The sequence below is a fragment of the Tautonia sp. JC769 genome, assembly GCF_040717455.1.
GTDB lineage: Bacteria > Planctomycetota > Planctomycetia > Isosphaerales > Isosphaeraceae > Tautonia.
On record NZ_JBFEFH010000016.1, the window covers coordinates 83,084 to 108,318 of the forward strand.

The window sequence follows — 25,235 nt, forward strand, 5'->3', positions numbered from 1 at the left end:
ACTCGGGTCGATGCCGCGGTTCCTCGCGTCTGCCGTCCTGGCGAGAATCGATAACGAGATTCCCCCCGCCGGCCGAACACCCGGCCGGCGGGGGGACATGACGACTCGTCGAGGCCGCCTCGAACGGCGGTCCGGCGTCTCCGGTCGATCAGCCGACGGAAACGGGCTGCGGCTCCTCGTGCGGTTGCGGTTCGGCGCCGACCTGGTCGATCCGTTCCACCTCGGCGACCGTCCGATAGCCGAACAGCCGGGCCAGGGCGTCTCGGCCCTGCAGGGCCAGGCTGAAGAGGGTGGGCACCAGGATGAGCGTGAACACGGTCGAGGCGACCAGGCCCCCCAGCACGACGCTGCCCAGGCCACGATACAGCTCGCTCCCCGCACCGGGGAAGAGGACCAGGGGCATCAGGCCAAGGACCGTGGTCGTCGTGGTCATGAAAATCGGCCGGATACGACCCCGGACGCTCTCGGCGATGGCCTCGGTGTAGGGCATTCCCTCTTCCCGGATCAGGTTCAGCGCCTGGTGGACGATCAGGATCGGATTGTTGACCACCGTGCCGATCAGGATGACGAAGCCGAGCATCGTCAGCACGTCGAGCGGCTGGAGGATGAACAGGTTGAGCAGGCTCAGGCCCGCCAGGCCCCCGACCGCCCCGAGCGGGACCGTGAGGATGATCACCAGGGGATAGAGCCACGACTCGAACAGGGCCGCCATCAACAGGTAGGTGATGATCAGGGCCAGGAAGATGTTGAACTGCAACGATTGCCAGGTCTGTTGCAGCTTGTCGGCCGTGCCGGACAGGTTGATCCGGGTCAGGCCGTCGAGCTCTCCGGACTCCTCCAGGGGCCTCACGATCTCCGCCTGAATCAAGAGCATGGCCTCCTCCAGGGCCATCTCGGCCGGAGGAGTGACCTCGATGGTGATGGCCCGCTGGCGCTCGCGACGGTTGACCTGCTCGGGACCCGAGTTGAGCTGGATGTCGGCCACGGCCGTCAGGGGGACGAGCTGTCCGGTCGGCGTGGCGATGGCCAGCGACTGCAGGTCCTGGGTCCGGGCCGCGAACTGCTCCTTGCCGATCAAGGTCAGGTCGATCTTGTCCCCTTCCTCGTAGTAGTCGGTGGCATAGGCGCCATCGACCAGGGCATCGACCGTGTAGCCGAGGTCGGCGGCGCTGACCCCCAGGTCGGCGGCCTGTTCCCACTTGGGGATGATGTGGACTTCGGGGCTCGACAGGTCGAGGCTGGGGACCGGCCGGGTCTGGGCATCCGGGATCAGCGCGGGGGTGTCGGGGCCGCCGTTGACGATGCCCATCACCCTGCCGCCCAGCGCGACGAGCTTATTCAGATCGGGGCCGACGATCTCGATGTCGATGGTCCGCCCGGCGGTCAGCCCCTGCTCGAAGAGGCTCGACTGCTTGGCCACCAGGACGATGCCGGGGATGTCCTTGGACACCCCTCGCAGCAAGGGGACGAGTTCTCCGGCCCGGAGCGGGTCGGCCGAGCGGACGCCCATGAAAATCTGCCGCCCGCGGGCGACGAAGAAGAAGTCGCTGATGACGGGGTAGTCGAGCGCCTCGGCCTCGGGGCTGCCCGGCTCGACGTCCCAGTAGGGGCGGAGCGACTCCTGGATCTCCTCGCCCATCTCGACGAGCTGGTCGAGGTTGTAGCCGGGAGGGGGCAACAGGATGCCGGCCACGAGGTTGCGGTTCCCCGACGGCAGGTACTCGACCCTCGGCATCAGGACCCAGCTCAGGACGACCGCACCGACGACGAGCACCGCGACGGTGGTCATCCGCCGGATCACCCCGCGCTGGAGCCAGAGGTTCAGGCCGACGACCGCGGCCACGAACCCCCGGCCGAAGGCATCGAGCGGAGCGAGGACGAGCCGCCGCAGGGGCCAGGTCACCGCCTGCTTGATCCGGTCGCCGAGCCGGGGCCGGGCCGCCGGCCGGGGAGGATGTCCGTTGCTGCCTGCGCTGCCGTTCTGGCTCGTCCCCGCGACCTTCCCCTGGGCCGGTCGGGGCCGATCGCGCATGATCGCCGCCGCGGCCGTCGGGATCACCGTGATCGAGACGATCAACGACAGGCCGACCGCCGCGCTGATGGCCAGGGCGATGTCGCGGAACAACTGCCCGGCCTCTTCCTGCACGAAGATGACCGGCAGGAAGACGGCCAGGGTGGTCAGGGTCGACGACAGGACCGCCCCCCAGACCTCCCGGGTGCCCCGGACCGCGGCCCGGAACACGCGCTCCCCGCGCTGATAATGCTGGTAGATATTCTCGAGGACCACCACCGCATTGTCGACGAGCATCCCGACCGCGAACGCCAGGCCGGCCAGGCTGATCACGTTGAGCGACCGGCCCAGGAGGTTGAGGATCAGGAAGGTGCCGATGATCGAGGTCGGGATCGCCAGGCCGATGACGAGCGTCGAGCGCCCGCTCCGCAGGTACACGAGCAAGACGGCCACCGTCAACAAACCGCCGACGACGATGTTCGTCTGAACCAACCCGATCGACGAGTAGATGTATTCCGTCTCGTCGTAGACCTGCATGAGTTCCAGGCCCCGCGACTTGAGCGGCCCGGCGTTCAGCTCGCTCGTCGCCTCGCGGAGGCCGGCCATCACGTCGAGGACGTTGGCCCCCGTCTCGCGCTGGGCGTTGATGGCGATGACCGAGGTCCCGTAGCGCCGGACCATGCCCTCGGGCTTGCGATAGCCGATCTGGACGTCGGCCACGTCCCGGACGTAGACGGGCCGGTCGTCGCGACGGGCGATGATGACGGCCTCGACCTGCTCGGGGCTGCGGAACTGGCCGAGGGTCCGGACGACGTAGCGTCGCTTGCCCTCCCAGAAGTCGCCGCCGGAGGTGTCGACATTCTGCTGCCTCAGCGCGTCGCGCACGTCAACGATGGTCAGTTCCCGGGCGGCGAGGCGCTCGGGGTCGACCACCACCTGCATCTCGATGGTCCGGCCGCCGTTGACGTTGGAGTTCGAGACGCCCGGCACCCGCTCGAATCGGGCCTCAATCACGTCCTCGGCGAACCGGCGCAGGGTCGGAATGTCGACGTCTTCGGGCAAGAGCTCCTGGATCTCGGGGTGGTCCGCGGCCGCGAACCGCAATCGCCTCAGCTTCAGGCCGATGTGAGAGGTCTTCAGGGCCGGGGCGAGCGCCTCGGCCAGTTCGGGATGCTCCTGCGCGAAGGCCCGGATTTCGTCGTTGTCGGGGGGCACCTGCCCCAGGATGAACCAGGCGATCGGCCGGTCGGAGAGGCTCGCCGTGCTGACCACCGGCTCGTCGGCGTCGATCGGGTACGTCGGCACCTGCTGCAAGCGGGTGTTGACCTTCAGCAAGGCCTCGGCCATGTTCGTGCCGACCGGGAATTCCAGGGTGATCGTCCCGAGCGAGGTGGACGATTCCGAGGACATCTTGGACACGCCCTCGACGCTCTTGAGCTGATCCTCCTGCTCCTGGACGATCTGCCGCTCGATTTCCTGGGGGCTCGCCCCGGGCCATCGGGTCTCGACGCTGATCGTCGGCACCTGGACCTCGGGCGTGAGCTGCGTCGGCATCGTCACCAGGGCGATCCCGCCGAACAGGGCGACGAGCAGGACGCCGACCGTCACCTTCACCTTGTTCTTGACGCAGGCGGCGACCAGATCGGCCCCGCCCTGCTCGATCAGCTCGTTGGGTTTCATGGGTAGACGTTGCTCCTCCGGTTCGGTCGATCGAGCGGGCTTCGGGGTCGGCGTGATTGAGTTGCGATGCGGAGAGGAACGGGGGCGGGAGCGGCGATCGCCGGGCGGCAGGACATCTCGGGGCACTGGCGATCGGCCCGCGAATCGGGCCTGACACCAGGGCCAGGACCACGCTCCGGTGACGCGGTCGGGCGGGGGGCCGTCGATCGGCCTCAGCCGCCGCGGGTCACGGCGGCGACGTCGTCGGAGGCCGCCTCGGCCGGGGAATCCGGCGACGGCGCCTCGGCGTCGACCTCGATGGTCCGCAGCACGCGGACCTCCTGGCCGGGCCGGAGGCGTTCGTTGCCCTGCACCACCACCCGCTGATCGGCCCGCAAGGGGCCGGTCACCTCGACGAGCGAGCCGGCGGCCACCCCCAGGGTCACGGGGACCGGCTGGACCGTGCCCAGCGTCGCGTCGCTGCCGTCCGATCCCGGCTCGAACACGAAGACCCGCGGGGAGGGGCCGCCGAGCACCAGGGCATCTTTCGGCACGAGCAAGGCCGGGTGCTCGGGACCGACGGGCAGGGTCACGCGGGCGATCATCCCCGCCTTCAGGATCGGACTGCCGTGGGACTCTTCATTCGTGAGACGGACCTTGACCGGGAAGCTTCTCGACCTCAGGTCGGCCCGGGGCACCACCAGGGCGACGGCCCCGGTGAAGGCCACGTCGGGGAGCGACGACACCTCGACGCGGGCCGACGTGCCCACGGAGATGTAGCGGATGTCGTCCTCGACCACGCTCGCTTCCACGTCCACCTGGTCCAGCTCGACCAGATCCACCACCGGGTCCCCCCGGCCGAGCCACTGGCCGACCTCCGTATATTCGGTGACGACGTAGCCGGCGAACGGGGCAACGATGGTGTGCTCGGCCAACCGGTCTTCCAGCCGATTGATGACTTCCTCCTGCGCCGTGACCTTCGCGCGAGCCCGGGCGACCTGCTCGGCCCGGGGCCCGGCGATCAAGAGGTCGAGGGCGGCCTGGGCGGAGTTGTAGGCCTGCTCGGCCGCCTCGGCGTTGGAGACGACCTCGTCGAGTTCCTGGGCGCTGGCCTGCCGGTTGCGGATCAGGCCCTCGATGCGGCGTCGGGCGGCCTGGGCGAAGTCGCGGAGGGCGGCGGCCCGGGCCAGCTCGGCGCGACCTCGTTCCAGCTCCTCCGGGCGGGTGCCGTTCTCCAGCTCTGCCAGCTCCTGCTGCATGGCCTCCAGCTCGGCCCGGGCCCCCTCGAGCTCGATGTCCAGGGTGCGCGTCCTCAGCTTCGCCAGCGGCTGACCGGGCTCGACCCGATCCCCCTCGTCGACCAGGAACTCGGCCACCCGCTCCTCAACCGTGCTGCCGATGGTACTCTCGCGCACCGGCACGACCGAGCCGACGAAGCTGCGGCCGTCGGCCACCGATCGGGAGACGACCGTCGAGACCGCCACGGGGGTCGGCCCGGATTGCTGGGCCGAGGCCGTCGCTCCGACCGCGATCACCGCGAGCCAGGCCCCGGTCGCGGCGGCCCGCGGGACTCGAATCATGAAACGGAAACGGCCTCGGGCAGTCATGGGCGAGGGTCCTCGGCAAGGGCGGGCGTGTGGGGGGGGGTGACGGGGGAGGGAGCGTCGGGCACGGGGGGCAGCCCCTCGACCGGGCGATTCTCGGCGGCGGTCGAGGGTTGCGGCCGGGTCAGGTTGCCCCGGACCCGTTCGAGCCCGGCGAACAGGCGGTGCAGGTCCTCGTCGGAAAAGCCCTCGGCCGCCCGGGACCGGACGCGGCGCGCGGCCGAGGCGATGCGTTCCCAGACCGGCTCAACCCGGTCGGTCAGCCGCAGGAGCTTCCGGCGGCGGTCTTCCGGGCAGGGAGATCGTTCGAGCCAGCCGTCCCGCTCCATCCGATCGACGATCCCGACCAGCGTCGGCGGCTCGATCCGCATCCGATCGGCCAGCTCGCCCTGCGGCAGCGGCCCTTCGAGCACGAGCCAGCCGAGGACCTGCCACTGCCGGTACGTGATGCCGTGCGGGGCCAGTTCCTCGTTCAGGGCCCGCTCCATCGCCAACGACGTGGAACAAACCGAATACAGCAGGCTTTGTTCGAAGTCGTAACGGAGCACGAGCCACCACCGGGGGAACAGAAGGACACGGAACCGGAAATACCCTCGAACGCGGGAGACGGGGCGCCGGCCGATCAACTCGGAGGAATCGAAGGCGAACCGGCCGGGCTTCGGCCTCCCGTGGTGTCTCCTCCTCCAGGAGAAGTCAGCGTCATCGAAATCGTTCGTGGGCTAACGATCTCGTCAACTTATGTTATACAAGCCCGGACAGGGCGTCGACCAGGGGGTGCCGGAATCGGGCGTGATCGATCGGTTCCTTGCGAGAGGGGGGGGCCGGTCGTTACGATTCAACGCTCACGATCGCCCTCGGGACGTGAGCGTTTTGAGCCTTGTTCTTCCCCTCGCAACGAGGTGGCCGGGTCGATGCATGCCTTCTTCGAGGCCACGAATCACTATTTCGAGCACGCGGCGGCGATTCTCGGGCTCTCCGAGAATATGAAGGTCCTGCTGGCCACCCCCGAGCGCGAGCTGCGCGTGGAGGTGGCCATCGAGATGGACTCGGGCCAGATCGGCAACTTCATCGGCTACCGGGTCCAGCACGACAACGCCCGGGGCCCCTTCAAGGGCGGCCTGCGCTATCACCCGACCGTCGACGAGGACGAGGCCCGATCGCTCGCCAGCCTGATGACCTGGAAGACGGCCGTGGTCGACCTGCCCTACGGCGGCGGCAAGGGCGGGGTCAATTGCGACGTGTCGAAGCTCTCCCGGGCCGAGCTGGAGCGGATCACCCGGCGCTTCGTCCAGCAGATCCACGACTTCATCGGCCCCGACAAGGACATCCCCGCTCCCGACGTCGGCACCGACGCCCAGGTGATGGCCTGGATCATGAACGAGTACAGCAAGTACCACGGCCACCAGCCGGCGGTGGTCACGGGCAAGCCGGTCGAACTGCACGGCTCGCTCGGCCGAGAAAGCGCCACCGGACACGGCGTGGCGATCATCACCCGAGAGTTCCTCCAGCACGCCTGGAACCGGCCGGTCGAGGGGGCGACGGTGGCCGTCCAGGGGTTCGGCAACGTCGGCAGCTTCACCTCCCGCGAGCTTTACGACATGGGGGCGAAGATCGTCGCCGTCTCCGACGCCTACGGCGGCGTCTGCAACCCCGAGGGGCTCGACATCCCGGGCCTCCAGCAGCACATGGCGGCCCATCGCAAGGTGGTCGGGTTCTCCGGCGGAGAGGCCTGCACGAACGAGCAACTGCTGACCCGAGAGGTCGATGTGCTCATCCCGGCCGCGCTCGGCGGCGTCTTCGACGCCGAGCTGGCCGAGGAGGTCCGCGCCCGGGCGATCGTCGAGGCCGCCAACAGCCCCACCTGGCCCGAGGCCGACGAGGTCTTCCACCGCCGCGAGATCCCGGTCGTGCCCGACATCCTCGCCAACGCCGGCGGCGTGATCGTCAGCTACTTCGAGTGGGTGCAGAACCTCCAGCACTTCCGCTGGTCGATCGACCAGATCCGCTCCGAGCAGGACCGCCGACACGTCGAGAGCTTCGCCGCCGTCTTCGACCTCGCCCGTCGCCAGGGCGTGAGCCTCCGCACGGCCGCCTTCGTGCTCGGCATCCAGCGCGTCGGCCGGGCAACGGTCCTGGCGGGCATTTGAAGCCCGGCGGGGCCGCGATGCGGACCGATCTCTCAGTTCGCCCGATCGATCGGTCCACACCGCGACGCCGGCGCCGGACAGCGTCCGGCACGCCCTGGCATCAACGCTTCAGCTCGTAGAGATCCAGGTGCTCCATGGCATCGACGATCCAGGGGTGGCTCCAGGGCTGCTGCAGGCCGTATCCGGTGTTGAAGACGGCGAAGCCGAGCGCCGCCAGGGTCAGCCAGCGGACCCAGGGGCGATCTTGCCCCCCTTCCAGGCCGATCGGGAGCAAGATCAGCCAGAACGGGAAGAGCCAGAAGAGCCAGCGAGCCCCCTGGGTCGAGCCGCCGTAGTTGTGCGTCTGCCAGACATAAAACGCCACGATCGCCGACGTCAGCACCAGGGTCAGCCACGAGAACGCCCGCAGGCGATCATCGAACCCGAACATGCTGCGGACCATCGCCCAGAACGAGAACAGGACGACGGGCGTCAGCGAGAAAATCCCGTGGTGGCCGATCGTCAGGTGCAGGAGGTACACCCACCAGGGCTCGGGGTTCTGGTCGAACCAGTCCATCGCCAGCGGGGTCAGCCAGTAGCTGCCGGGGTAGCGGTAGGGGGAATCGGGGCCTTCCTCGGAGAACTTCGCGTACACGGGGGTCCATTCGCCGGTCGCCAGGTAGATCGTCCCCAGGAAGGCGAGGATCGGCACCAGGGCCGCCGGCACGAAGGCCGCGAACGTCTTGCCCGGCGCCTTGACGACCATCAAGAGGAACAGCAAGACGCCGAACAGTGCCGCCGGCAACTCGTTGCACGCGGCGAAGGCCCCGAAGAACCCGGCCACCGCGAAGTAGCCCCAGTGGGTCCGCCCGTCGTCCCAGATCCGCAGGAACGCATAGAGCGCGAAGAAGGCGCTCCAGGCCGCGATCGTGTGGTTGTTCAGCGTCGTCGTGAAGATGACGAGATTGGTCCCCAGCCCCGCCGCCGCCAGCGCGAGGAACCAGGCCCAGTCGTTGCTCGCATAGCGGTCGAGCAACCGGGCGTAGAGGATCAGGAACACCAGCATCGGCACGACGTTGAGCGCGACGACCACCGGATTGAAGTAGAGCACCTGGACGGGCCACTCGACCGGCTCCTCGGGCGTGATGTCGATGACCCGGTAGCCGCCTTCCTCATCGACTTCGAGGATGCGGTTCGGGTCGCTCGGCGGCTCGTCGGAGAGGCTCTGCACCTCCTTGCGGAGCGATCGCTCCTGCTCGACCTTCGCGTCGAGCGGCACGCCGGTGATCGCCCGGGCCGGGTAGAGCATGCCGGCGATGATCGTCGGCAGGAGCGGCGGCTTGCTCGAATAGAATCGCTTGACCGGCTCCTCTCCCTCCGGGGGGAACGGCTCGGGGATCAGGACCTTATCCTGCGTGCCGAGCTGCCACGGGCACTCGTCGATCGCATAGGTCCCGCGTTCCAGGAGCGACCAGACGGTGCACCATCGCGAAATGTCGTTGGCGCTGATCATCGCCTTCTGCTTGAGCGTGGCACCGAGCATCAGGGCCACCGAGGCGACGATGAGGATCTGCCCCACGGCGCGGCGGGTCGGGCTCCTCGGGGGCCTCAGCTTCGGGTCGTCGGGCTCCATGTAGACGGTGTCGGGCAGGTCGGGGGGGTACGCCATCGGATCGCGGTCCTCTCAATCGGCGGGAGAGCAAAGGGAACGAGCGTCTCAATCTCATCCGCCGAGCGTCAGGCGGACGAGGGCGAGGAACGGTCGTTCGCGAGGGTGGTCTCGGCCGTGGATTCGGTCCTGGTGTCCGTCTCGGAGTCGATCGCCTCGGCCACGCTGAACGTGTCTTCGGCCCGGAGGTTATACGAGGTCACCAGTTCGGCCAGGATGCCGAGCGAGACCAGTTGCGTGCCGACCACGAGCAAGGCCGTCGAGTACGTCAAGAGCGGACGGCTGCCGATCGGGTGGTCCTGATTCAAGACCCAGTGGTCGACGATCCAGTAGGCCGCCAGGTATCCCATGCCCAGCCCCCCGATCGCCAGCAAGATCAGGCCGAGCACCCCCAGCACGTGCTGCGGACGCTGCCCGAAGCCGGTCAGGAAGCGGACGGTCATCAGGTCCAGGAACCCCTTGAAGAACCGCGAGAAGCCGTACTTCGACCGGCCGAACTTGCGCGACCGGTGGTTCACCTCAATCTCGCCGACCCGGAACCCCCGGGCGCCGGCCAGCACGGGGACGAACCGATGCAGCTCCCCGTAGATGAAGACCTCGCGCAAGACCTCGGCCCGGTAGCACTTGAAGCCGCAATTGTGGTCGTGCAGGTGCGTGCCGGTCAGTCGGCTGACCATCCGGTTGAAGACCCGGCTGGGCAGGACCTTGTGCCAGGGGTCGTGCCTCGTGCGCTTCCATCCGCTGATGACGTCGAGCCCTTCCCCTCGGTTCAGCAGTTCGAGGAACCGGGGGACCTCGGCCGGGTCGTCCTGCAGGTCGGCGTCGAGGGTGAAGACGATTTCCCCCTTCGCCCGGCCGAACCCGGCGGTCAGGGCCGCCGCCTTGCCGAAGTTGCGTCGGAAGCGGACCGCACGCACCCGGGCATCGCGCGCCGCCAGGCCTTGGATCACCCGCCACGAGCCGTCTCGACTCCCGTCGTCGATGAACAGGACCTCGATCGGGCCGAGGTTCTCCGACGCAGCCATCCCGGCCAGCTCGTCGAGCAGGGTCGCCAGGCTCTCGCGTTCGTTATACACCGGGATGACGAAACTGATCATGCGAAGACTCGATCTCGATCGGACTCACGATCCGGACAGACGAGACGCGGGCGACGAGCCCGCCACGGAATCGGGAACCGGGGGGACCACTTCAGCCCCCCGCCGCTTCGGACGGAAGACCATCAAGGCTCCCGAGCAGGCCAGCTCGGCCGCGACCCAGACCAGGCGGAGGACCAACGCCGCGACGATCGCCGGCTCGGCCCCGAGCAGCGGCCCGAGGCCGGCCGTCAGCACCGCCTCCCGGATCACCAATCCCCCCGGGAAGATCGCCACCAGGAACCCCGCGACGGTCGCCAGCGCCACCGCCGCGACCGCCGGCGGCCAGCCCGTCATCGGCAGGCCGCCCGGCTCGATCCCCTGGATCGTCGCCACCAGGCTCAGCCCCATCAAGGTCCAGCCGAGCAGCGCCCAGCCGATCCCTTCGGCCAGCAACCCGGCGGAGAAGCGCGGCAGGGCATCTCGATCGACCCCCGGGAACGGCATGCTGGCGGTCATCGCCAGTTTTGGGAAGATGCGCGCCTCGGCCAAAACGAGCAGGGGAATGCCGATTCCCATCGAGAGCACGGCCATCGGCACCGGCAGCGACCGCCCCCCTCCCACCGGCACCTCGATCGGCGGCCCGGGCCAGATGAGGAAGATCCAGCCGGCCAGGATGCCACCGCTCGCCATCATCACCAGGGTTTCGTACAGGGTCGCGAAGGCCGCCGTCGCCGCCCTGGCCCCATAGGGCACGAGCAGGCCGACGCGCAGCACCACCACCAACGCCTTGCCCGGCACATATTTGCCCAGGTGCCCGATCAGGTAGGCCCGCTGCGCCGGGACCAGCCGGACCGGGGTCTCGCTCCGGGCCATGATCCGGGCGAAGAAGTTCCCGAAGCAGGAAAGCCCCAGCAGATAGAGCCCCGCCGACGCCAGCAGCCAGGGGAGGCTCGGCTCCAGGGATGCTCCATAGGCCCGCAGATCATCCCAGGCCCGGATCAATGATCGCGCGACCATCCAGACGATCAGTGCACCGAGCGCGAGCTTCACCGCTCGGATCGCCGGCTTCTTCCAACGCTGCCAGGGCCCTCGGGTCGATTCGTCCATCCGTTCCCAGCGAGATAAAGATGCCTGCCTGACCGGCACACCGGCCCCGGTTTCGGGGATCCGCATCGAGACTGCGCCATTGTGCCCGATCCGATCTCCCGGCGGAATGGCGCCTCGCTCTCCCCTTTTCTCCGAGCCACCCCCTCCGGATCGGCCGCCCGAATCCCCGCTCATGACCAGAATGGTCAGCCACCGGCCACGCCCCGCCCCGCCCGAGACTTCCCGTTTCGCCCCAGGTGTGCCCGTCGCTTCTCATCTTGAGGGCCGATTCTGGGAATTTTGAGCACTCAAGGGATCGTTTGGGAAGATCCGGGAAAGAACTCTGTACAAAAACACCCTAAATCAGCTCCGGGCCGCAAACTTGAGAAAAAATTTAAGCCCATCTCATAAATCGACTTACGTCACAATATCCGGGAGCTTGTGTCGGCACTGGCATGGCCGCTGCGTTACACTTTCTAGCGTGCGACGAGGCGAGAGTCGAACGATGGAATCGACCCCCACGTCGCCCTTCAAGGCCGAAGCCTCGGAACAACACCCGACGGCTCACGCATCGCACGACACGGAGGATTCCCAATGCTGGTCCTGAGCCGCAAGCTGAACGAAAAGATCGTCATCGACGGCGGAATCGTGGTCACCGTGGTCAAGATCGACCGCAATCAGGTCCGCCTCGGCATCGAAGCCCCCGGCGACGTCTCGGTCTACCGCGAAGAGCTGCTCAGCGGTCACCGCCAGTACCGCGAGATCGACGTCCCCATCGGTGCCGGCGCCGCGACCGACGCCTGATCCCGGCCGCTCTTTGCCCCGCCCGCGCCCGATCGACTCGCGCGGGCCGGGGGCGGCCGGCGGATGGCACGCCCCTCCGCAGCAAGCCCCCCCGCTAATGACCGGTGAGTCTCGTCGATCCCTCGACCCGAGATATGCTGCGTGACGATTGCCCCACGGGATCGGTTCTCCTTTCACCAGATTTTGCTCGACACCCGGACCGGACGGACGTAGTTTCAAACGGAGTTTGAACACACACCGCGAAACGACACATCCGGACCCGATCCGCGCCTTTTGAGCCCACTTCCGAAGGAGGCCCCCCCGCCATGTCGGCATCCGAACCGTATCGCCCCGACCCGCTCGACCGTCGCTCCTTCTTGCAGGCCGGCGCGGCTTCCGCCGCGGCGCTCGCCGTCGCCGGATCGGGCTCGGCCCCCGCTGCTGCTGCCGCTGCGTCCCCTCGCGTCGCCGACGAACTGCCGAAGCGTACGCTCGGCAAGACCGGCGAGGAGTTGACGATCCTCAACGCGGGCACCTGGCGCTCTCCCGGCCTCGATCGCCTGCTCCGCCTGGCCTATTCCAGCGGCATCCGGGTGGTCGATACCGCCAAGTCCTACGGTTCGGAGCCCGGGATCGGCCGCTGGCTCCAGCAAATGCCCGAGGTCCGCAAGAACATCTTCCTCGTGACCAAGGACGGCGTGAACGACCCGAAGGATCTGCTCCGGACGGTCGACGAACGCCTGGCCGACCTCAAGACCGACTACATCGACCTCTACTTCGTCCACGGCCTGGGCTCGAACAAGGTCGACTGGCCCAAGAGCAAGGAATTCAAGGAGGCCGCCGAGGCGCTCCGCAAGTCGGGCAAGGTCAAGTACGTCGGCTTCTCCACCCACGACGCGACCCGGGCCCAGCAGATCATGAACGCCGCCGAGGGCGGCTTCGTCGACGCCATCATGCTCCAGTTCACCCCCTGGCTCGACAAGGACGATCCGCTGAACAAGGCCCTCGATGCCTGCTACGAGAAAGGCATCGGCCTGATCTCCATGAAGCAGGTCGCCGGCACCTTCGGCGCCTACAAGGAAGACGAAGACCCCCTGGCCGAGGCCCAGAAGCGCGTCCCGATGCTCCAGGAAAAGGGGTTCAGCCCGTATCAGGGCCTGCTCCAGGCGATCTGGTCCGACGAACGCATCACCACCACCTGCGTCTCGATGCGCAACACCGACCAGATCCGCGAGAACGTCGCCGCCGCGCTCGACTTCGGCAAGACCGGCCCCTTGAAGCTCTCCCAGATCCACCAGCTTCGCGACGCCTGCCGAGGCCACGGCATGACCCTCTGTGCCGACTGCGACGGCCGCTGCAGCCGGGCCGCCGGCACCGAGGCCCCGCTCGGCGACCTGACCCGCTACCTCACCTACCTCGAGCACCACGGGTACAAGTCCGAGGCCCGCCGCCTCTACGCCGAATTGTCCGACGCCCAACGCTCCTGGCGAGAGGCCGACCTCGACGCCGCCCGGCGTGCCTGCCCGAATGGCCTGAACTTCTCGAAGCTCCTGCCCCGGGTCGACGACCTGCTCGCCTGAGCGTTCGACCCCTCGATCACCGACGCGGGGCCGCCGACTGCCCGCCTTGCCCGCCCCGCGAGTCGTGTCCCGTAACGTACGGCCGGGCCGGTGCCTTCATCCCTCCGGGGACTCGGCCCGGCCCGGCCGTTTTCTCGTTGCGTGGGGTTGCCGGGGGGTCGGGTCCGCCCCCCGGGCCCGGGTCGAATTGTCCGTGCCCCCCTTGGCATGTCCCGGGTCGACGTGGTACACTGGCCGTTTGCCGGTTGCCTTCGACTTTAAGGAAGGTGCCGACCTTGTCCCCGCCGATCGGGCGAGCGGGGCTGACCGCGATCGGCGACGTCGTCGATCCGGACAAATCGCCCGAAACCGTTCCGGGAACCCACGATGCGGAGGTCTCGACCGTGGTGAAGTTACGGGTCCGTGCCGGCGAATCGATCCAGGATGCGGTCCGCCGCTTCCGGAAACTCTGCGAGCGCAGCGGCCTTCGGAAAGAAATGCGACGCAAGGCCTACTACGAAAAGCCCAGTGAGCGCCGGCGCCGCGAGCAGCTCAAGCGACTTCGCAAGGCCCGTCAGGCTTCCCGCGTCTGATCGATCTGAACACGATCCGGCCAGGTCCGATCTCGCATCGACGCCCTGAATCACGTGTTGGAATCCGGGCTCCCCAAGGCCACCAGACTTGAGGGAGCCCTCGTTCGTTTCGTCCCGATCCGAATCGTGCGTGCCGGCCCTCTCCCTCTCCTCGGTCGTCCGGGCTGAGGAAGGCCCCCCCTGCCGGAATCCGGGCAATCGCAGATCCCTCAGAGCACCTTCGCCACCAGCATCGTCTGGTCGTCGAAGGGGGGATGTCCCGCGGTGAAGCGATCGAGTGCGCGGAGGACCGAGGCGATCAGGGCGTCGGCGTCCTCTCGGCACGTGATCAGGGCCGAGTCGAGCCGATCGAGCCCGAACGGCTGCCCGTCCTGGTTCGTCGCGTCGGTGATCCCGTCGGTGTAGAGCACCAGTTGATCGCCGGGCACCAACCGTGTTTCCCCCTGCTCATACTTCACCCCGGGAAAGACGCCCAGGGGGAGCCCGCCGACGGCATCCAGCCCCCCGATCGACCCGTCCGCGCACCGCTTGATCCGGGGCGGATTGTGACCGGCATTGACGTAGGTCAACGAGCGGTCTTCCGGGTCGAAGATGCCGTAAAAGGCCGTCACGAACGCCGACCCGTCGGCCGTGTAGAGCCGGCAGAGCCGCTCGTTCACGTGTTCGAGCAGCAGCGAGGGCGGTTCGGGGTTGCCCGGGTGCCCGTGGGCGACGGCGTGGGTGATGGCCATCATCACCGCCGCCGGGGTCCCGTGGCCGCTCACGTCGGCCACCAGCAGGCCCCATTTGCCGCCGGGCAGCTCGAAGAAGTCGTAATAATCGCCGCCGGCCCACTGCGAGGTCTGGTAGTGCGCCGCGACGCTCATCCTCGGGATCGTCGGCAGGACCTTCGGCAAGAGCGACCGCTGGATCTCGGCCACCCGCTTCAGCTCGCGGTCGACCACCTTGTAGGCCCGCTCCAGCTCCTGCCTGAGCACCAGGTTCGCCGTGGCCCGGCCGAAGAGGTTGCTCATCCAGACCCGCTCGGGGAGATTTTCCGGGTCGAAGCCGTCGGGGCCGGCCCGCAGCGCGATCACCCAGTTCAGCCCCTGGCCCTGGTCGAAGTTCGGCAACGCCATCAGCGACCGCATCCCCTGCAGGTATGGCGCGGCGGGGTCGTCCGCATCGACCTGCAGGTCGTTGATGACCGTCGGCTCCTCGCCGTAAATCAGATCGGCCAGCAGGCCGCCGCGCAGCTCGGGGAGCCGGTCGCGCTGCTGCCACGGGTTGATCGACTCGGTCCAGCCGGAATAGCGAGTGACGCGATACTTCGGGAACTCCAGCCCCCGCCGGCTGAGGCTCAGCCGGGCATCGGTCGGCAGCACCTGGTTCAGCCACTCGCCGTAGGCGCGAACCATCGCCTCCGGGTCGCTCTGCAGGCTCATCTCGCGCATCATGGAGACGACGAGGTCGAGCCGCTGCTGCCAGGTGCCCGTGTTGGCGTCGAACAAGGCTTGGGTGCGGAACATGGTCGGCCCGGTCTCCTCGCGTCCGAGATCCCACCGGGTCGCCGGCCGGACTCCCGGTTGATTATTGTAGGGGCTGACTCGCTCGGGTCGAGGGGGCATGCCCCGCCCGCCTGCCCGCCCCCCCTCGACGCACAATCCCCGGCGATGGAGCATCAACAGGCGATGCGAGGACATTGGTGGATGACCGGCCCGGCCCTCCTGCTGATCGCAGGCGGCCTGGCCTGGTTCGGAGTCCGAGCCTGGGGGCCTGCCCTCCTCGACGGCCGATGGCAAGGGGCCCTCCCCCTCGGCTCGCCCGCCCGCCCCGATCCCGAACCCGGACCCGAACCCTCGTGGGACGCCATCTTCGACGCCTCCCAGGCGCAGCAATGGCACCGGGTCGAGTCCCTGCTCCGCGACCGGATCGGCCGCCGCGACGACGACGGCCGGGCCCGACTGATGCTCGCCCGGCTCCTCGCCTCCTCGAACCGACAGGGCGAGGCCGCCCGCACCCTCGCCGGCGTGCCCCAGGACGACCCGGCCTTCGCCGAGGCCCGCACCTCCCTCGGCGAGATCGCCCTGGCCGCATCCGACGCCCCCCGCGCCGAACTCGCCTTCCGCCAGGCCGCCGCGGCCGACCCCGCCGCCGTCGCCCCCCGCGACCGCCTGATCTACCTGCTCAGCCTCCAGCTCCGCCCCGCCGAGGCCCGCGCGATCCTCTGGGAGATTCATCGGGCCCAGGACGCCCCCAGGGTCCTGGCCGACCTGGTGCTCGACGCCTTCCGCCCCGAGATGGACGTGCGCGGCATCCCCCCCGAGATCCACCGATTCCTCGACCACTCCCCCGACGACCCGTTCCTCCGCCGCGCCGTCGGGCTGGCCCTGCACTGGCGAGGCGACGCGTCGGCCGCCCTGCCCCACCTCGAAGCCGCCGCCTCGGCGCTGCTCGACGACCCGATCGGCCGCTTCGCCCTGGCCGAGTGTCGCGTGCAGCTCGGCCTGCCGGTCAACCTGCCCGAGATCCTCGGCCCGACCCCCGATCCCCCGGCCGACGCCGCCCGGTGGCACCTCTTCCTCGGCCAGCTCCAGGAGGCCGACGGCCGCCGAGACGACGCCCTCGACAGCGTCCGACGCGCCGTCGCACTGAACCACGAATCCGCCGAGGCCCACCACCGGCTCGCCCAGCTCCTCGCCCCCCTCGGCGACCCCGAGGCCGACGCCCACACCCGCATGGCCGAGCAGATCCGGGCCCGATGGCTCCGCCTCCGGGACGCCTGCAACGCCCTCATCCGCGACCGAATGCCGCCCGATCCCGCTCGCTTCTCCCGGCTCGGCGACCTCTGCCGGGACGCCTCGCTCCTGGCCGAGGCCCGCGCCTGGTACGAGCATGCCCTGGCGATCGACCCTGCGTTCCAGGCCGCCCGCGATGCCCTGGCCGCCCTCGACGAGCGGGACGCCCCGTTCCCGGTCCCCCGCTCCTTCCCCCGCCGATCGGCCCCCGACCCGTCCGCCGCCCCCGGGCCGAATCCCCGCCCCGCCGCCGACGACCGCCCGCCGGTCGTCTTCGAAGACATCGCCGCCTCGGCCGGCATCGCTTATCAATACAACTTCGGCCCGCAAGAGTCAGTTTACTTAGCAGACACGATCGGCGGCGGCGTCGGCCTGATCGACGCCGATGGCGACGGCCTGCTCGACATCTACTTCGTCAACGGCTGCCCGATGCCCTACGACCGGGCCGCCCCGCCGACCCCGAACCGCCTCTACCGGAACCTCGGCGACGGCCGGTTCGAGGACGTGACCGAGCACGCCGGCGTCGGCGGCCTCGGCTACGGCATGGGCTGCGCCGTGGGGGACTTCGACGGCGACGGCTTCGACGACCTGTTCGTCACCGGGCTCGACCGCACGATCCTCTACCGGAACCTCGGCGACGGCCGGTTCGAGGACGTGACCGAGGCCGCCGGCGTTTCCTCGGACCGCTGGACGACCGCCGCCGGGTTCGCCGACCTCGACGGCGACGGCGACCTCGACCTGGTCGTCGTCTCCTACGTCGAGGACGACTCCGACGACCCCCGCCGCTGCCTCGACCCGACCGGGCATCCCATCCACTGCTCCCTGATCCAGTACCCGGCGCAGCAGGACCACCTCTTCCGCAACGACGGCGACGGCACCTTCACCGACGTGAGCGAGGCCGCCGGCATCACAGCCCCCGACGGCCGCGGCCTCGGCCTGGCGATCGCCGACCTCGACGGCGACGGCCTGCTCGACCTCTTCGTCGCCAACGACATGTCCCCCGACTTCCTCTACCGGAACCTCGGCGGCCTGCGCTTCGAGGAAGTCGGCGCCGCCTCGGGCCTGGCCCTCGACGGCTCCGGCCGGGCGACGGCCAGCATGGGCGTGGTGGCCGAGGACCTGAGCGGCGACGGCCGGATCGACCTCTTCCACACCAACTTCCTGAACGAGCCGAACACGCTGGCCCGGAACCTCGGCGGCGGACAGTTCGCCGACGGCACCCTCTCGGCCGGCCTGGCCGCGCCGAGCGTCGCCTCCACCGGATTCGGCGCCGTCGCCCTCGACGCCGACAACGACGGCCGGCTCGACCTGTTCGTCAGCAACGGCCACGTCGACGACCAGCCGCATTACAACGCCCCGATGCCCCAACGCCCGCACCTCTACCTCGGTCGCGACGGCAACCGGTTTATCCTGGCGGACTCCGACGCCTTCCCCTACCTCTCCCGGGCCGTCGTCGGCCGGGGCGTCGCCGCCGGCGACCTGGACAACGACGGCCGGGTCGACCTGGTCGTCGTCCACCGAGACGCCCCCGCCTCGGTCCTGATGAACCGGACCGAGGGCGGCCACCGCGTCGGGTTCCGGCTCGTCGGCCCCGGAGGGAACCGCCTGCCCGTCGGTACCCGCATCGCGATCGAGGCCGGCGGCCGCCGCCAGGTCCGCTGGCTGACGAGCGGGACCAGCTACCTCGCCTCGAACGACCCCCGCCTCTGGTTCGGCCTGGGAGCGGACCCTCAGGTCGACCGCGTTGACATCCGCTGGCCTTCGGGCGTCGAGCACACCCTGCGAGGCCTGACCGCCGACGCCATTTATGTCATCCAGGAAGATGTCGAGCCCGGTTCGAACCCCACCCGCTCGCGACCGCTCGCCTCGAGCCCCCCGTCGGCGATCACAGCGGACCGACAATGGCGTGAGAACCCGAACGATGCGAAATAAGATCGAAAAAATCGGGCTCATCTTGATTTCTCTTGACGCTGGCCCGTGCAGCTATTAATTCTCTTGTGACCTCGATTCTCCGGTTCGGGCTGCCATGCCCGGCACAAGAATCCGTCGAAGCTTTCACCACTCACATATTTTTCTTCGGCCACCTGGTTCAGGATCGTCGCTCTCTCAATCAGGTAGCCCTTTCGCATCCGTTCGTGCATTTCGTCGTGCATTGTTCGAGGGTGGTACTGCGTGCCGCAGGTGTCACAGGTCCCCCATCGTCCGTGAAGGATCGTCCCTACGGATTCCGCAGCGTAGACCTTGCATCCTCTTCAGGCCATTCGGCCGCACGGATCACAACTGCGAACCCCGGAGTGTTTTGCATCCATGTTTGTTCGATTTCGCTCCCTCATCGTCCTGCCGATGGCGTTTGCTTCCGTGGTGTGCCTCACTGCCTTGCCGGGATGCGGTGAGGACCAGATGGAACTCGGCCAGGAGTTCGAAAAGCCCGAGGGTTATCCCGAGGGACCGGTCGAAGAACCCCCCGTTACCGACACGGGCGACGACCTGAACCCTCGAGACGCGCTCTGATTCAGCGCCGCCCGGCCGCGACTCATCAGATGACTTGACTCACGCAATCACTTCTCGCGTCCGAAGATGCTTAAGGAACCCCGGGGGCTCGCCCCTCCGCAGGGCTTCGGACGTGTCAGACCGCCCCCCCCCCGCTGAGATCGATCGCCCCCTTGTTGAGAAACAAGGGTGGGACGGACATGCTCCGTCCGGATCGTCCGACCCGTATCGTACCTAACCTCCTTCGGAGCTTTCGCTTATGCCCTCAATTCGTCGCTCCGCGCGTCGTCGCGGGTTCACCCTGATCGAGTTGCTGGTGGTCATCGCCATCATCGGCGTCCTGATCGCCCTGCTGCTGCCGGCCGTGCAGAGCGCCCGCGAGGCCGCGCGTCGGGCCCAGTGCACGAACAACCTGAAGCAACTGGCCCTGGCCATGCAGAACTACCATGACGTCTACGGCAGCTTCCCGATGGGAGACTTCTACCAGCGCCGGGAGACCGGCGGATTCATCCGCCAGAACTTCGGCCAGTGGGTGGCCATGTCGCAGTTCTACGAGCAAGGGGCCGTGTTCAACGCCCTGAACCAGGACTTGTTCATTTATATCGCCGCCAACCACACGCTCAACGGCCACTCGGTCAACACCCTCTGGTGCCCGAGCGACGCCGAGGTCATCGGCCTCCGGAAGAACGGCGGCGTCGGCAGCACCGACACCAACGGGAACGGCTGGGACGGCATCCCGGTCCCGATGACCTACGCCAGCTACGCCGGCAACGCGGGGGTGCTGTACTACCACGCCGCTCGCTGCGACGTGCCGCAGGCCCTGATCGGCCAGAATCAGGGCATCTTCGCCCACGCCGGCCGCGCCGGCGCCCCCGACGCCCCGGCCTGTGCCAACGGCCGCGTCACCAAGATTCAGGACATCCGCGACGGCACGAGCAACACCGTCCTGGCCTCGGACAAGTCCTATGGCCGGATCGCCGCCGGCACCGCGCCGTTCGGCCCGAATTGGTGGACCTCCGGCATGATCGGGGATACCACCTACTCGGCCATCTTCCCGCCGAACTTCTTCAAGTCGGTCGCCGCCGGCGACGCCGTGCCCTGCATGTTCGTCGAACAGTGCGGCACCGGCCGGAACCTGAAGCACACCGCGAACAGCTTCCACCCCGGCGGCGTAAACACCGCCATGGTTGACGGCTCCGTCCGCTTCATCAAGGACACCGTCCAGTCCTGGAATCCGTTCATGGTCCAGTGGAATGGTCGGACCCAGCCATACACCGGCGTCGGCGGACCGCTGCCCCAGTTCGGTGTCTGGCAGGCCCTGCATACCCGCAACGGTGGCGAAATCATCAGCGCCGACCAGTTCTGATGGTCGTGACGGCCTGATTCCCCTTCGATCGCCGGCTGCTCGTGGCAAGGAGCAGCCGGCGATCGGCTTGCGCCCGCTGATCCCCTTCCGCCCCGGACCCTCGATCGAGATTCTTGACCATGCGACCGCGATGGGCCGGGCTGGCCGCTCTCGTGCTGGCCGGCGGCATTGGAGTGATCTCCTGGTTCGTCCGCGACGCGCAGCATCGGCGCTTCGAGCAATCGCTCCGCGAGGCCCGTGCCGCGTTGCTCGACGGCCGATTCGCTACCGCTCGCCGGCAACTTGCCGACCTGGCCGAGTCCCGGCCATCACACGGCGAGACCCTCTACTTGCTCGGCCTCTGTGAGCAGCAACTCGGCAACCCCTCCCGTGCCGAGGACGCCTGGCAACGCATCCCCGATGAGTCATCCGACCTCGGCCCCGCCCTTGTCCAATGGGCCGAGATCGAGCAGCAGCGCGGCCGGCTCGCCCGGGCCGAAGAGCGCCTGCGTCGCGGCATCACCATCGGCGGGGCCCACCGGCCCATCGCTCGCTGGGAACTGGTGCGTTTGCTCCGTCCCCAGGGGCGGTTCGACGAGGCCCGCCGGATCTTCCGCGACGGATTCGCCGAACATCCCGAGCCGATCGAGGCGCTCAAGGTCCTCTACTGGCTCGACGTCGACCCCTTCCCCATCGAGACCGTCCGCCGCGACCTGACCGAGGCCCACCGCCTCGCCCCCGACGACGACCGCGTCTGGCTCGGCCTGGCCTACCTCGCCACCCGGTCCGGCCGGTTCACCGAGGCCGAGGACTGGCTCGACCGCTGCCTCGCTCGCCGCCCGAGCGACCCGGCGGTCTGGCAACACCGGCTCGAATGGGCCCTGGCCGCCGATCGCCCCGCCTCCGTCACCGAGGCGCTCCCCCACCTGCCCTCCGGCCCCGATTCCGAGGCTCAGGCGCTCCGGCTCCGCGCCTGGTTCGCCCGTCTCGATGGCGACCGCGCACTCGAACGATCGAGCCTCGAACAACTCGACCGGGTCGCCCCCGGACAGCCCGAGGTCCTCGACCGCCTCGCCGCCATCGCCGCCGAGGAAGGCCGGCCCGACGATTCGAGCCGCTACCGATCCGAGCGCGCCCGGCTCGAGCAGGATCGCGAAGCCTATGTCGCGTTACTCCTCGGCGACGATCCGTTGAGCCAGGCCGCTGCCCTGGCAGAGACGGCCACGGCCCTCGGCCGCCGGTTCGACGCCGATGCCTGGCGATCCTTGGCCGAGGGCCGCCCGGACTCGGTCGGGGCGATGTCCTCCGCGACGACCGGCGATTCTCGAACCCTGGCCGACCTCTTGCCCGAGCTCACCTCGCGCACCTCGGACGATTCGCGACCGACCTCCCGATCCAATGAGGTGCTCATCCCCCGATTCGAGGACGCCTCCGCATCGGCCGGGCTCGACTTCCGGCACGACAACGGCCAGGTCCCCGGCCGCCTCGTCCTGCCCGAGACGGGCGCCGGGGGCGTCGCCCTGCTCGACTTCGACGGCGATGGCCACCTCGACCTCTACGCCGTGCAGGCTGGGCCGTTTCCTCCACCCGCCGAGGCCCCGAACGCCGACCGCCTGTACCGGAACCGGGGAAATGGCACGTTTGAAGACGTTTCCGAATCTTCCGGGATTGCCTCGCTGCCGGGCGGTTACGGGCACGGCGTGACCGTGGGCGACATCAACAACGACGGGCATCCCGACCTCTTCATCACCCGATGGCGGTCGTATGCCCTCTACCGCAACCGGGGGGACGGCACCTTCGAGGACATCACGGGGCCGAGCGGCCTCGGCGGCGACCGCGACTGGCCGACCTCGGCCGCCTTCGCCGACCTCGACGGCGACGGCGACCTCGACCTCTACGTCTGCCACTACCTCCGCTGGGACGAGCACGGCGACACCACCTGCCTCGACCCGAACGACCCCACCAAATACGCCTGCAACCCGATCGACTTCCCCGCCCTGCCCGACCGCGTCTATCGCAACGACGACGGCCGATTCGTCGAGGTGACGCGAGATGCCGGCTTCGCCGTCGCCCCCGGCCGGGGGCTCGGGGTCGTCGCGGCCGACGTCGATGACGACGGGCGGGTCGACCTGTTCGTCGCCAACGACATGACGGCCGATTTCCTGTTCATGAATCGGGGAGACTTCCGGTTCGAGGAGGTGGGCGCCGTCGCCGGTGTCGCCGCCAACGCCCACGGCAATTACCAGGCCGGCATGGGCACGGCCGTCGGCGACCTCGACGGCGACGCCCGGCTCGACCTGCTCGTCACCAACTATTACGAAGAATCGACCTCCTTCTTCCGGAACCTCGGCGGCGGCTTCTTCGCCGACCAGACGAGCGAGATCAACCTGAAGGCCCCCAGCCGACACCTGCTCGGATTCGGCCTGGCCCTGCTCGACGCCAATCTCGACGGCCGGCTCGACCTCCTGAGCGCCAACGGCCACGTCCACGACGGCCGCCCCTCGTACCCCTGGACCATGCCCCCGCAGCTCCTGCTCGGGGGATCCGACGGCCGGCTGATCGACCCCGGCGCCGCCCCCGGCCCCCCGTTCGACCGGCTCGTGCTCGGCCGCGGCCTGGCCGTGGGCGACCTGGACAACGACGGGCTGCCCGACGCCGTCCTCCAGGCCCAGAACGCCCCCCTCGTCTTCCTCCACAACCAGACCGAAGGTGCCGGGCGTTTCCTGACCCTCAAGCTCGAAGGCACGGAATCCAACCGCGACGCCGTCGGCGCGGTCGTCACGGTCGAGGCCGGCGGCCGTCGTCAGGTCGCCACCCGGTTCGGCGGCGGCAGCTACCAGTCGGCCGGCGATGCCCGCCTCCACTTCGGCCTCGGCGACGCCGACACCGTCGACGCCCTCGAGGTCCGCTGGCCCTCCGGCCTCGTCGAGCGGTTCACGTCCCTCAGCCCCGACGCCGGCCACCTCCTCCGAGAGGGCACCCCGGCTCCGCTCCCGCTCGCCGGGTTCCCCGCGGACGACACGGGGAACCCATGAGCACGTTCTCACGACCGACTCCTCACCCGATTCCCCGAACACCCCTTCCGGCCCGGCCTCGCGGGCCCCGACGCGGAGACGATCGCCGATGAGTTCGATGGCAGGGACCGGCCGGATTGCCTCGATGGACCAGTTCCGCGGCTACACGGTCGCCGGCATGTTCGTGGTGAACTTCCTCGGCGCCTTCGCCGCGATCCACTCGGTCCTGAAGCACAATAATACGTACTTCAGCTATGCCGATTCGATCATGCCCAGCTTCATGTTCGCCTGCGGCTTCTCGTACCGGCTCAGCCTGCTGCGCCGCCTCGATCAGGTCGGGCCGTCGCTCGCCTATCGCCGAATTGCCTGGCGGAGCCTCGGGCTGGTCCTCATCTCGCTCGTCGTCTACGGCGTCGGCTTCCGCTTCGAATCGTGGGACGCGATGACCGGCCCGGGCATCGCGAAGGCCCTGGCCGAGCTGGTCAAGGCCGACGCCTGGGAGGTCCTGGCGATCATCGGCGTCTGCCAGCTCCTCATCATGCCCGTCGTCGCCCGGTCGGCCTGGGTTCGCCTCGCCACCATGTTCGGCTTCTCGGCCGCCCACTTCCTCCTGTCGTACGCGTTCAACTACGACTTCGTCTCCGGGCAGCCGAACGGGATGGACGACCTCTGGGGGACCACCGGCCGGCGCGCCTGGGACGGCGGGACTTTCGGCCTCCTGCACTGGTCGGTCCCCATGCTCGCCGGCACCCTCGCGTACGACATCATCACCGCCGCCGGGCGCCCCCGCGGGTCGGCCGCCGCCCGATTGATCGCCTGGGGGGCGCTCGTCATGATCGTCTCCTATGCACTCTCTTGCTTCAGCACCCTTTACACCGCCGACGACCGCCGCACCGGCGAATCCGGCGAGCCGATCGACATCGCCGTCTCCCCCGTCATCCCCCCGCTCGGCCGCCTCTCCGACCGCCCCCCGGCCGAACTCCTCGCCACCGCCCCCCTGGTCGAGCCGGAAGTCCTGGCCAAGAACTACTGGATGATGGACAAGCGCATCGTCACCATCCCGTTCATCTGGTTCAGCACCGGCTTCGCCCTCGCCCTGTACGGCCTGTTCGTCATCGCCTGCGACCGCTTCGGCGCCTCCTTCGAATTGTTCCGCCTGCTCGGCATGAACCCCCTGGCCGCCTACATCATTCACGGCGTCGTGGAACGCACGGTGTATGCCTTCGTCCCCAGGGATTCCCCCCTCTGGTGGACGATGATCGGCCTGGCCATCTTCTTCACCATCACCCTCGTCTTCGTCCGATTCCTCGACCGTCAGAAGATCTACCTGCGCCTCTGATCTCTCAAGAAGGCGTCACGATTGACTCGACTCCCTGTTGAACATCCGATAAACTCAACAGGAACGTCGCAGGGAAATGCCCCCGGGCCTCGATCGTCCCGAGC

General features: G+C 68.7%; 16 protein-coding genes. 9 read left to right on the forward strand and 7 right to left on the reverse strand.

Features of this window, described 5'->3' with window-relative positions; genetic code table 11:
- Positions 1–148 precede the first annotated feature (148 nt).
- The 3 genes from AB1L88_RS16330 to AB1L88_RS16340 all read right to left on the reverse strand — a co-directional run bounded on the left by AB1L88_RS16330 (position 149) and on the right by AB1L88_RS16340 (position 5,822).
- Positions 149–3,691, reverse strand: coding sequence for an efflux RND transporter permease subunit (locus AB1L88_RS16330; RefSeq protein ID WP_367097744.1), 3,543 nt, complete (start codon positions 3,689–3,691; stop codon positions 149–151).
- Between the two features lie 212 nt (positions 3,692–3,903).
- A complete protein-coding gene (locus AB1L88_RS16335; protein WP_367097745.1) occupies positions 3,904–5,250 on the reverse strand; it encodes an efflux RND transporter periplasmic adaptor subunit in 1,347 nt (448 codons plus the stop codon).
- A gap of 23 nt (positions 5,251–5,273) precedes the next feature.
- Complete coding sequence (locus tag AB1L88_RS16340; protein ID WP_367097746.1) at positions 5,274–5,822, reverse strand: MarR family transcriptional regulator; 549 nt, start codon at positions 5,820–5,822, stop codon at positions 5,274–5,276.
- A 363-nt stretch (positions 5,823–6,185) separates the two neighbouring features.
- Here AB1L88_RS16340 and AB1L88_RS16345 point away from each other — a divergent pair, with 363 nt between their 5' ends.
- A complete protein-coding gene (locus AB1L88_RS16345; protein WP_367097747.1) occupies positions 6,186–7,421 on the forward strand; it encodes a Glu/Leu/Phe/Val dehydrogenase dimerization domain-containing protein in 1,236 nt (411 codons plus the stop codon).
- Positions 7,422–7,521: 100 nt separating this feature from the next.
- Here the strand turns inward: AB1L88_RS16345 and AB1L88_RS16350 are convergent, their stop codons facing one another.
- The 3 genes from AB1L88_RS16350 to AB1L88_RS16360 all read right to left on the reverse strand — a co-directional run bounded on the left by AB1L88_RS16350 (position 7,522) and on the right by AB1L88_RS16360 (position 11,252).
- Positions 7,522–9,069, reverse strand: coding sequence for a hypothetical protein (locus AB1L88_RS16350; protein ID WP_367097748.1), 1,548 nt, complete (start codon positions 9,067–9,069; stop codon positions 7,522–7,524).
- Between the two features lie 68 nt (positions 9,070–9,137).
- Positions 9,138–10,166 (reverse strand): glycosyltransferase family 2 protein, encoded by a 1,029-nt coding sequence (locus tag AB1L88_RS16355; RefSeq protein ID WP_367097749.1) that lies wholly within the window; start codon positions 10,164–10,166, stop codon positions 9,138–9,140.
- 24 nt (positions 10,167–10,190) lie between these two features.
- Positions 10,191–11,252 carry a hypothetical protein gene (locus AB1L88_RS16360; protein WP_367097750.1) on the reverse strand — a complete coding sequence of 354 codons (1,062 nt, stop codon included), beginning with the start codon at positions 11,250–11,252 and terminating at the stop codon, positions 10,191–10,193.
- Positions 11,253–11,825: 573 nt separating this feature from the next.
- Here AB1L88_RS16360 and csrA point away from each other — a divergent pair.
- The 3 genes from csrA to rpsU all read left to right on the forward strand — a co-directional run bounded on the left by csrA (position 11,826) and on the right by rpsU (position 14,166).
- Positions 11,826–12,035, forward strand: a complete 210-nt coding sequence (csrA, locus tag AB1L88_RS16365) for a carbon storage regulator CsrA (protein ID WP_152049401.1) — start codon at positions 11,826–11,828, stop codon at positions 12,033–12,035.
- A 305-nt stretch (positions 12,036–12,340) separates the two neighbouring features.
- Positions 12,341–13,594: an aldo/keto reductase gene (locus AB1L88_RS16370; RefSeq protein ID WP_367097751.1), complete on the forward strand. Its 1,254-nt coding sequence runs from the start codon at positions 12,341–12,343 to the stop codon at positions 13,592–13,594.
- A 383-nt stretch (positions 13,595–13,977) separates the two neighbouring features.
- Positions 13,978–14,166, forward strand: coding sequence for a 30S ribosomal protein S21 (rpsU, locus tag AB1L88_RS16375; RefSeq protein ID WP_126723855.1), 189 nt, complete (start codon positions 13,978–13,980; stop codon positions 14,164–14,166).
- A 209-nt stretch (positions 14,167–14,375) separates the two neighbouring features.
- Here the strand turns inward: rpsU and AB1L88_RS16380 are convergent, their stop codons facing one another.
- Positions 14,376–15,674, reverse strand: coding sequence for a PP2C family protein-serine/threonine phosphatase (locus AB1L88_RS16380; protein ID WP_367097752.1), 1,299 nt, complete (start codon positions 15,672–15,674; stop codon positions 14,376–14,378).
- A gap of 162 nt (positions 15,675–15,836) precedes the next feature.
- On the opposite strand from AB1L88_RS16380, the gene AB1L88_RS16385 reads away from it, so the two are divergent.
- The 5 genes from AB1L88_RS16385 (at position 15,837) to AB1L88_RS16405 (ending at position 25,131) form a co-directional block, all read left to right on the forward strand.
- A complete protein-coding gene (locus tag AB1L88_RS16385) occupies positions 15,837–18,875 on the forward strand; it encodes an FG-GAP-like repeat-containing protein (protein WP_367097753.1) in 3,039 nt (1,012 codons plus the stop codon).
- 375 nt (positions 18,876–19,250) lie between these two features.
- Positions 19,251–19,454 (forward strand): hypothetical protein, encoded by a 204-nt coding sequence (locus AB1L88_RS16390; RefSeq protein WP_367097754.1) that lies wholly within the window; start codon positions 19,251–19,253, stop codon positions 19,452–19,454.
- A gap of 238 nt (positions 19,455–19,692) precedes the next feature.
- On the forward strand, positions 19,693–20,799 hold the full coding sequence (locus AB1L88_RS16395) for a DUF1559 domain-containing protein (RefSeq protein WP_367097755.1): 1,107 nt from the start codon (positions 19,693–19,695) through the stop codon (positions 20,797–20,799).
- Positions 20,800–20,918: 119 nt separating this feature from the next.
- Entirely contained in the window at positions 20,919–23,813 is a 2,895-nt protein-coding gene (locus AB1L88_RS16400; protein WP_367097756.1) for an FG-GAP-like repeat-containing protein, read from the forward strand.
- A gap of 88 nt (positions 23,814–23,901) precedes the next feature.
- A complete protein-coding gene (locus AB1L88_RS16405) occupies positions 23,902–25,131 on the forward strand; it encodes a heparan-alpha-glucosaminide N-acetyltransferase domain-containing protein (RefSeq protein ID WP_367097757.1) in 1,230 nt (409 codons plus the stop codon).
- The last annotated feature ends 104 nt before the right edge of the window (positions 25,132–25,235 follow it).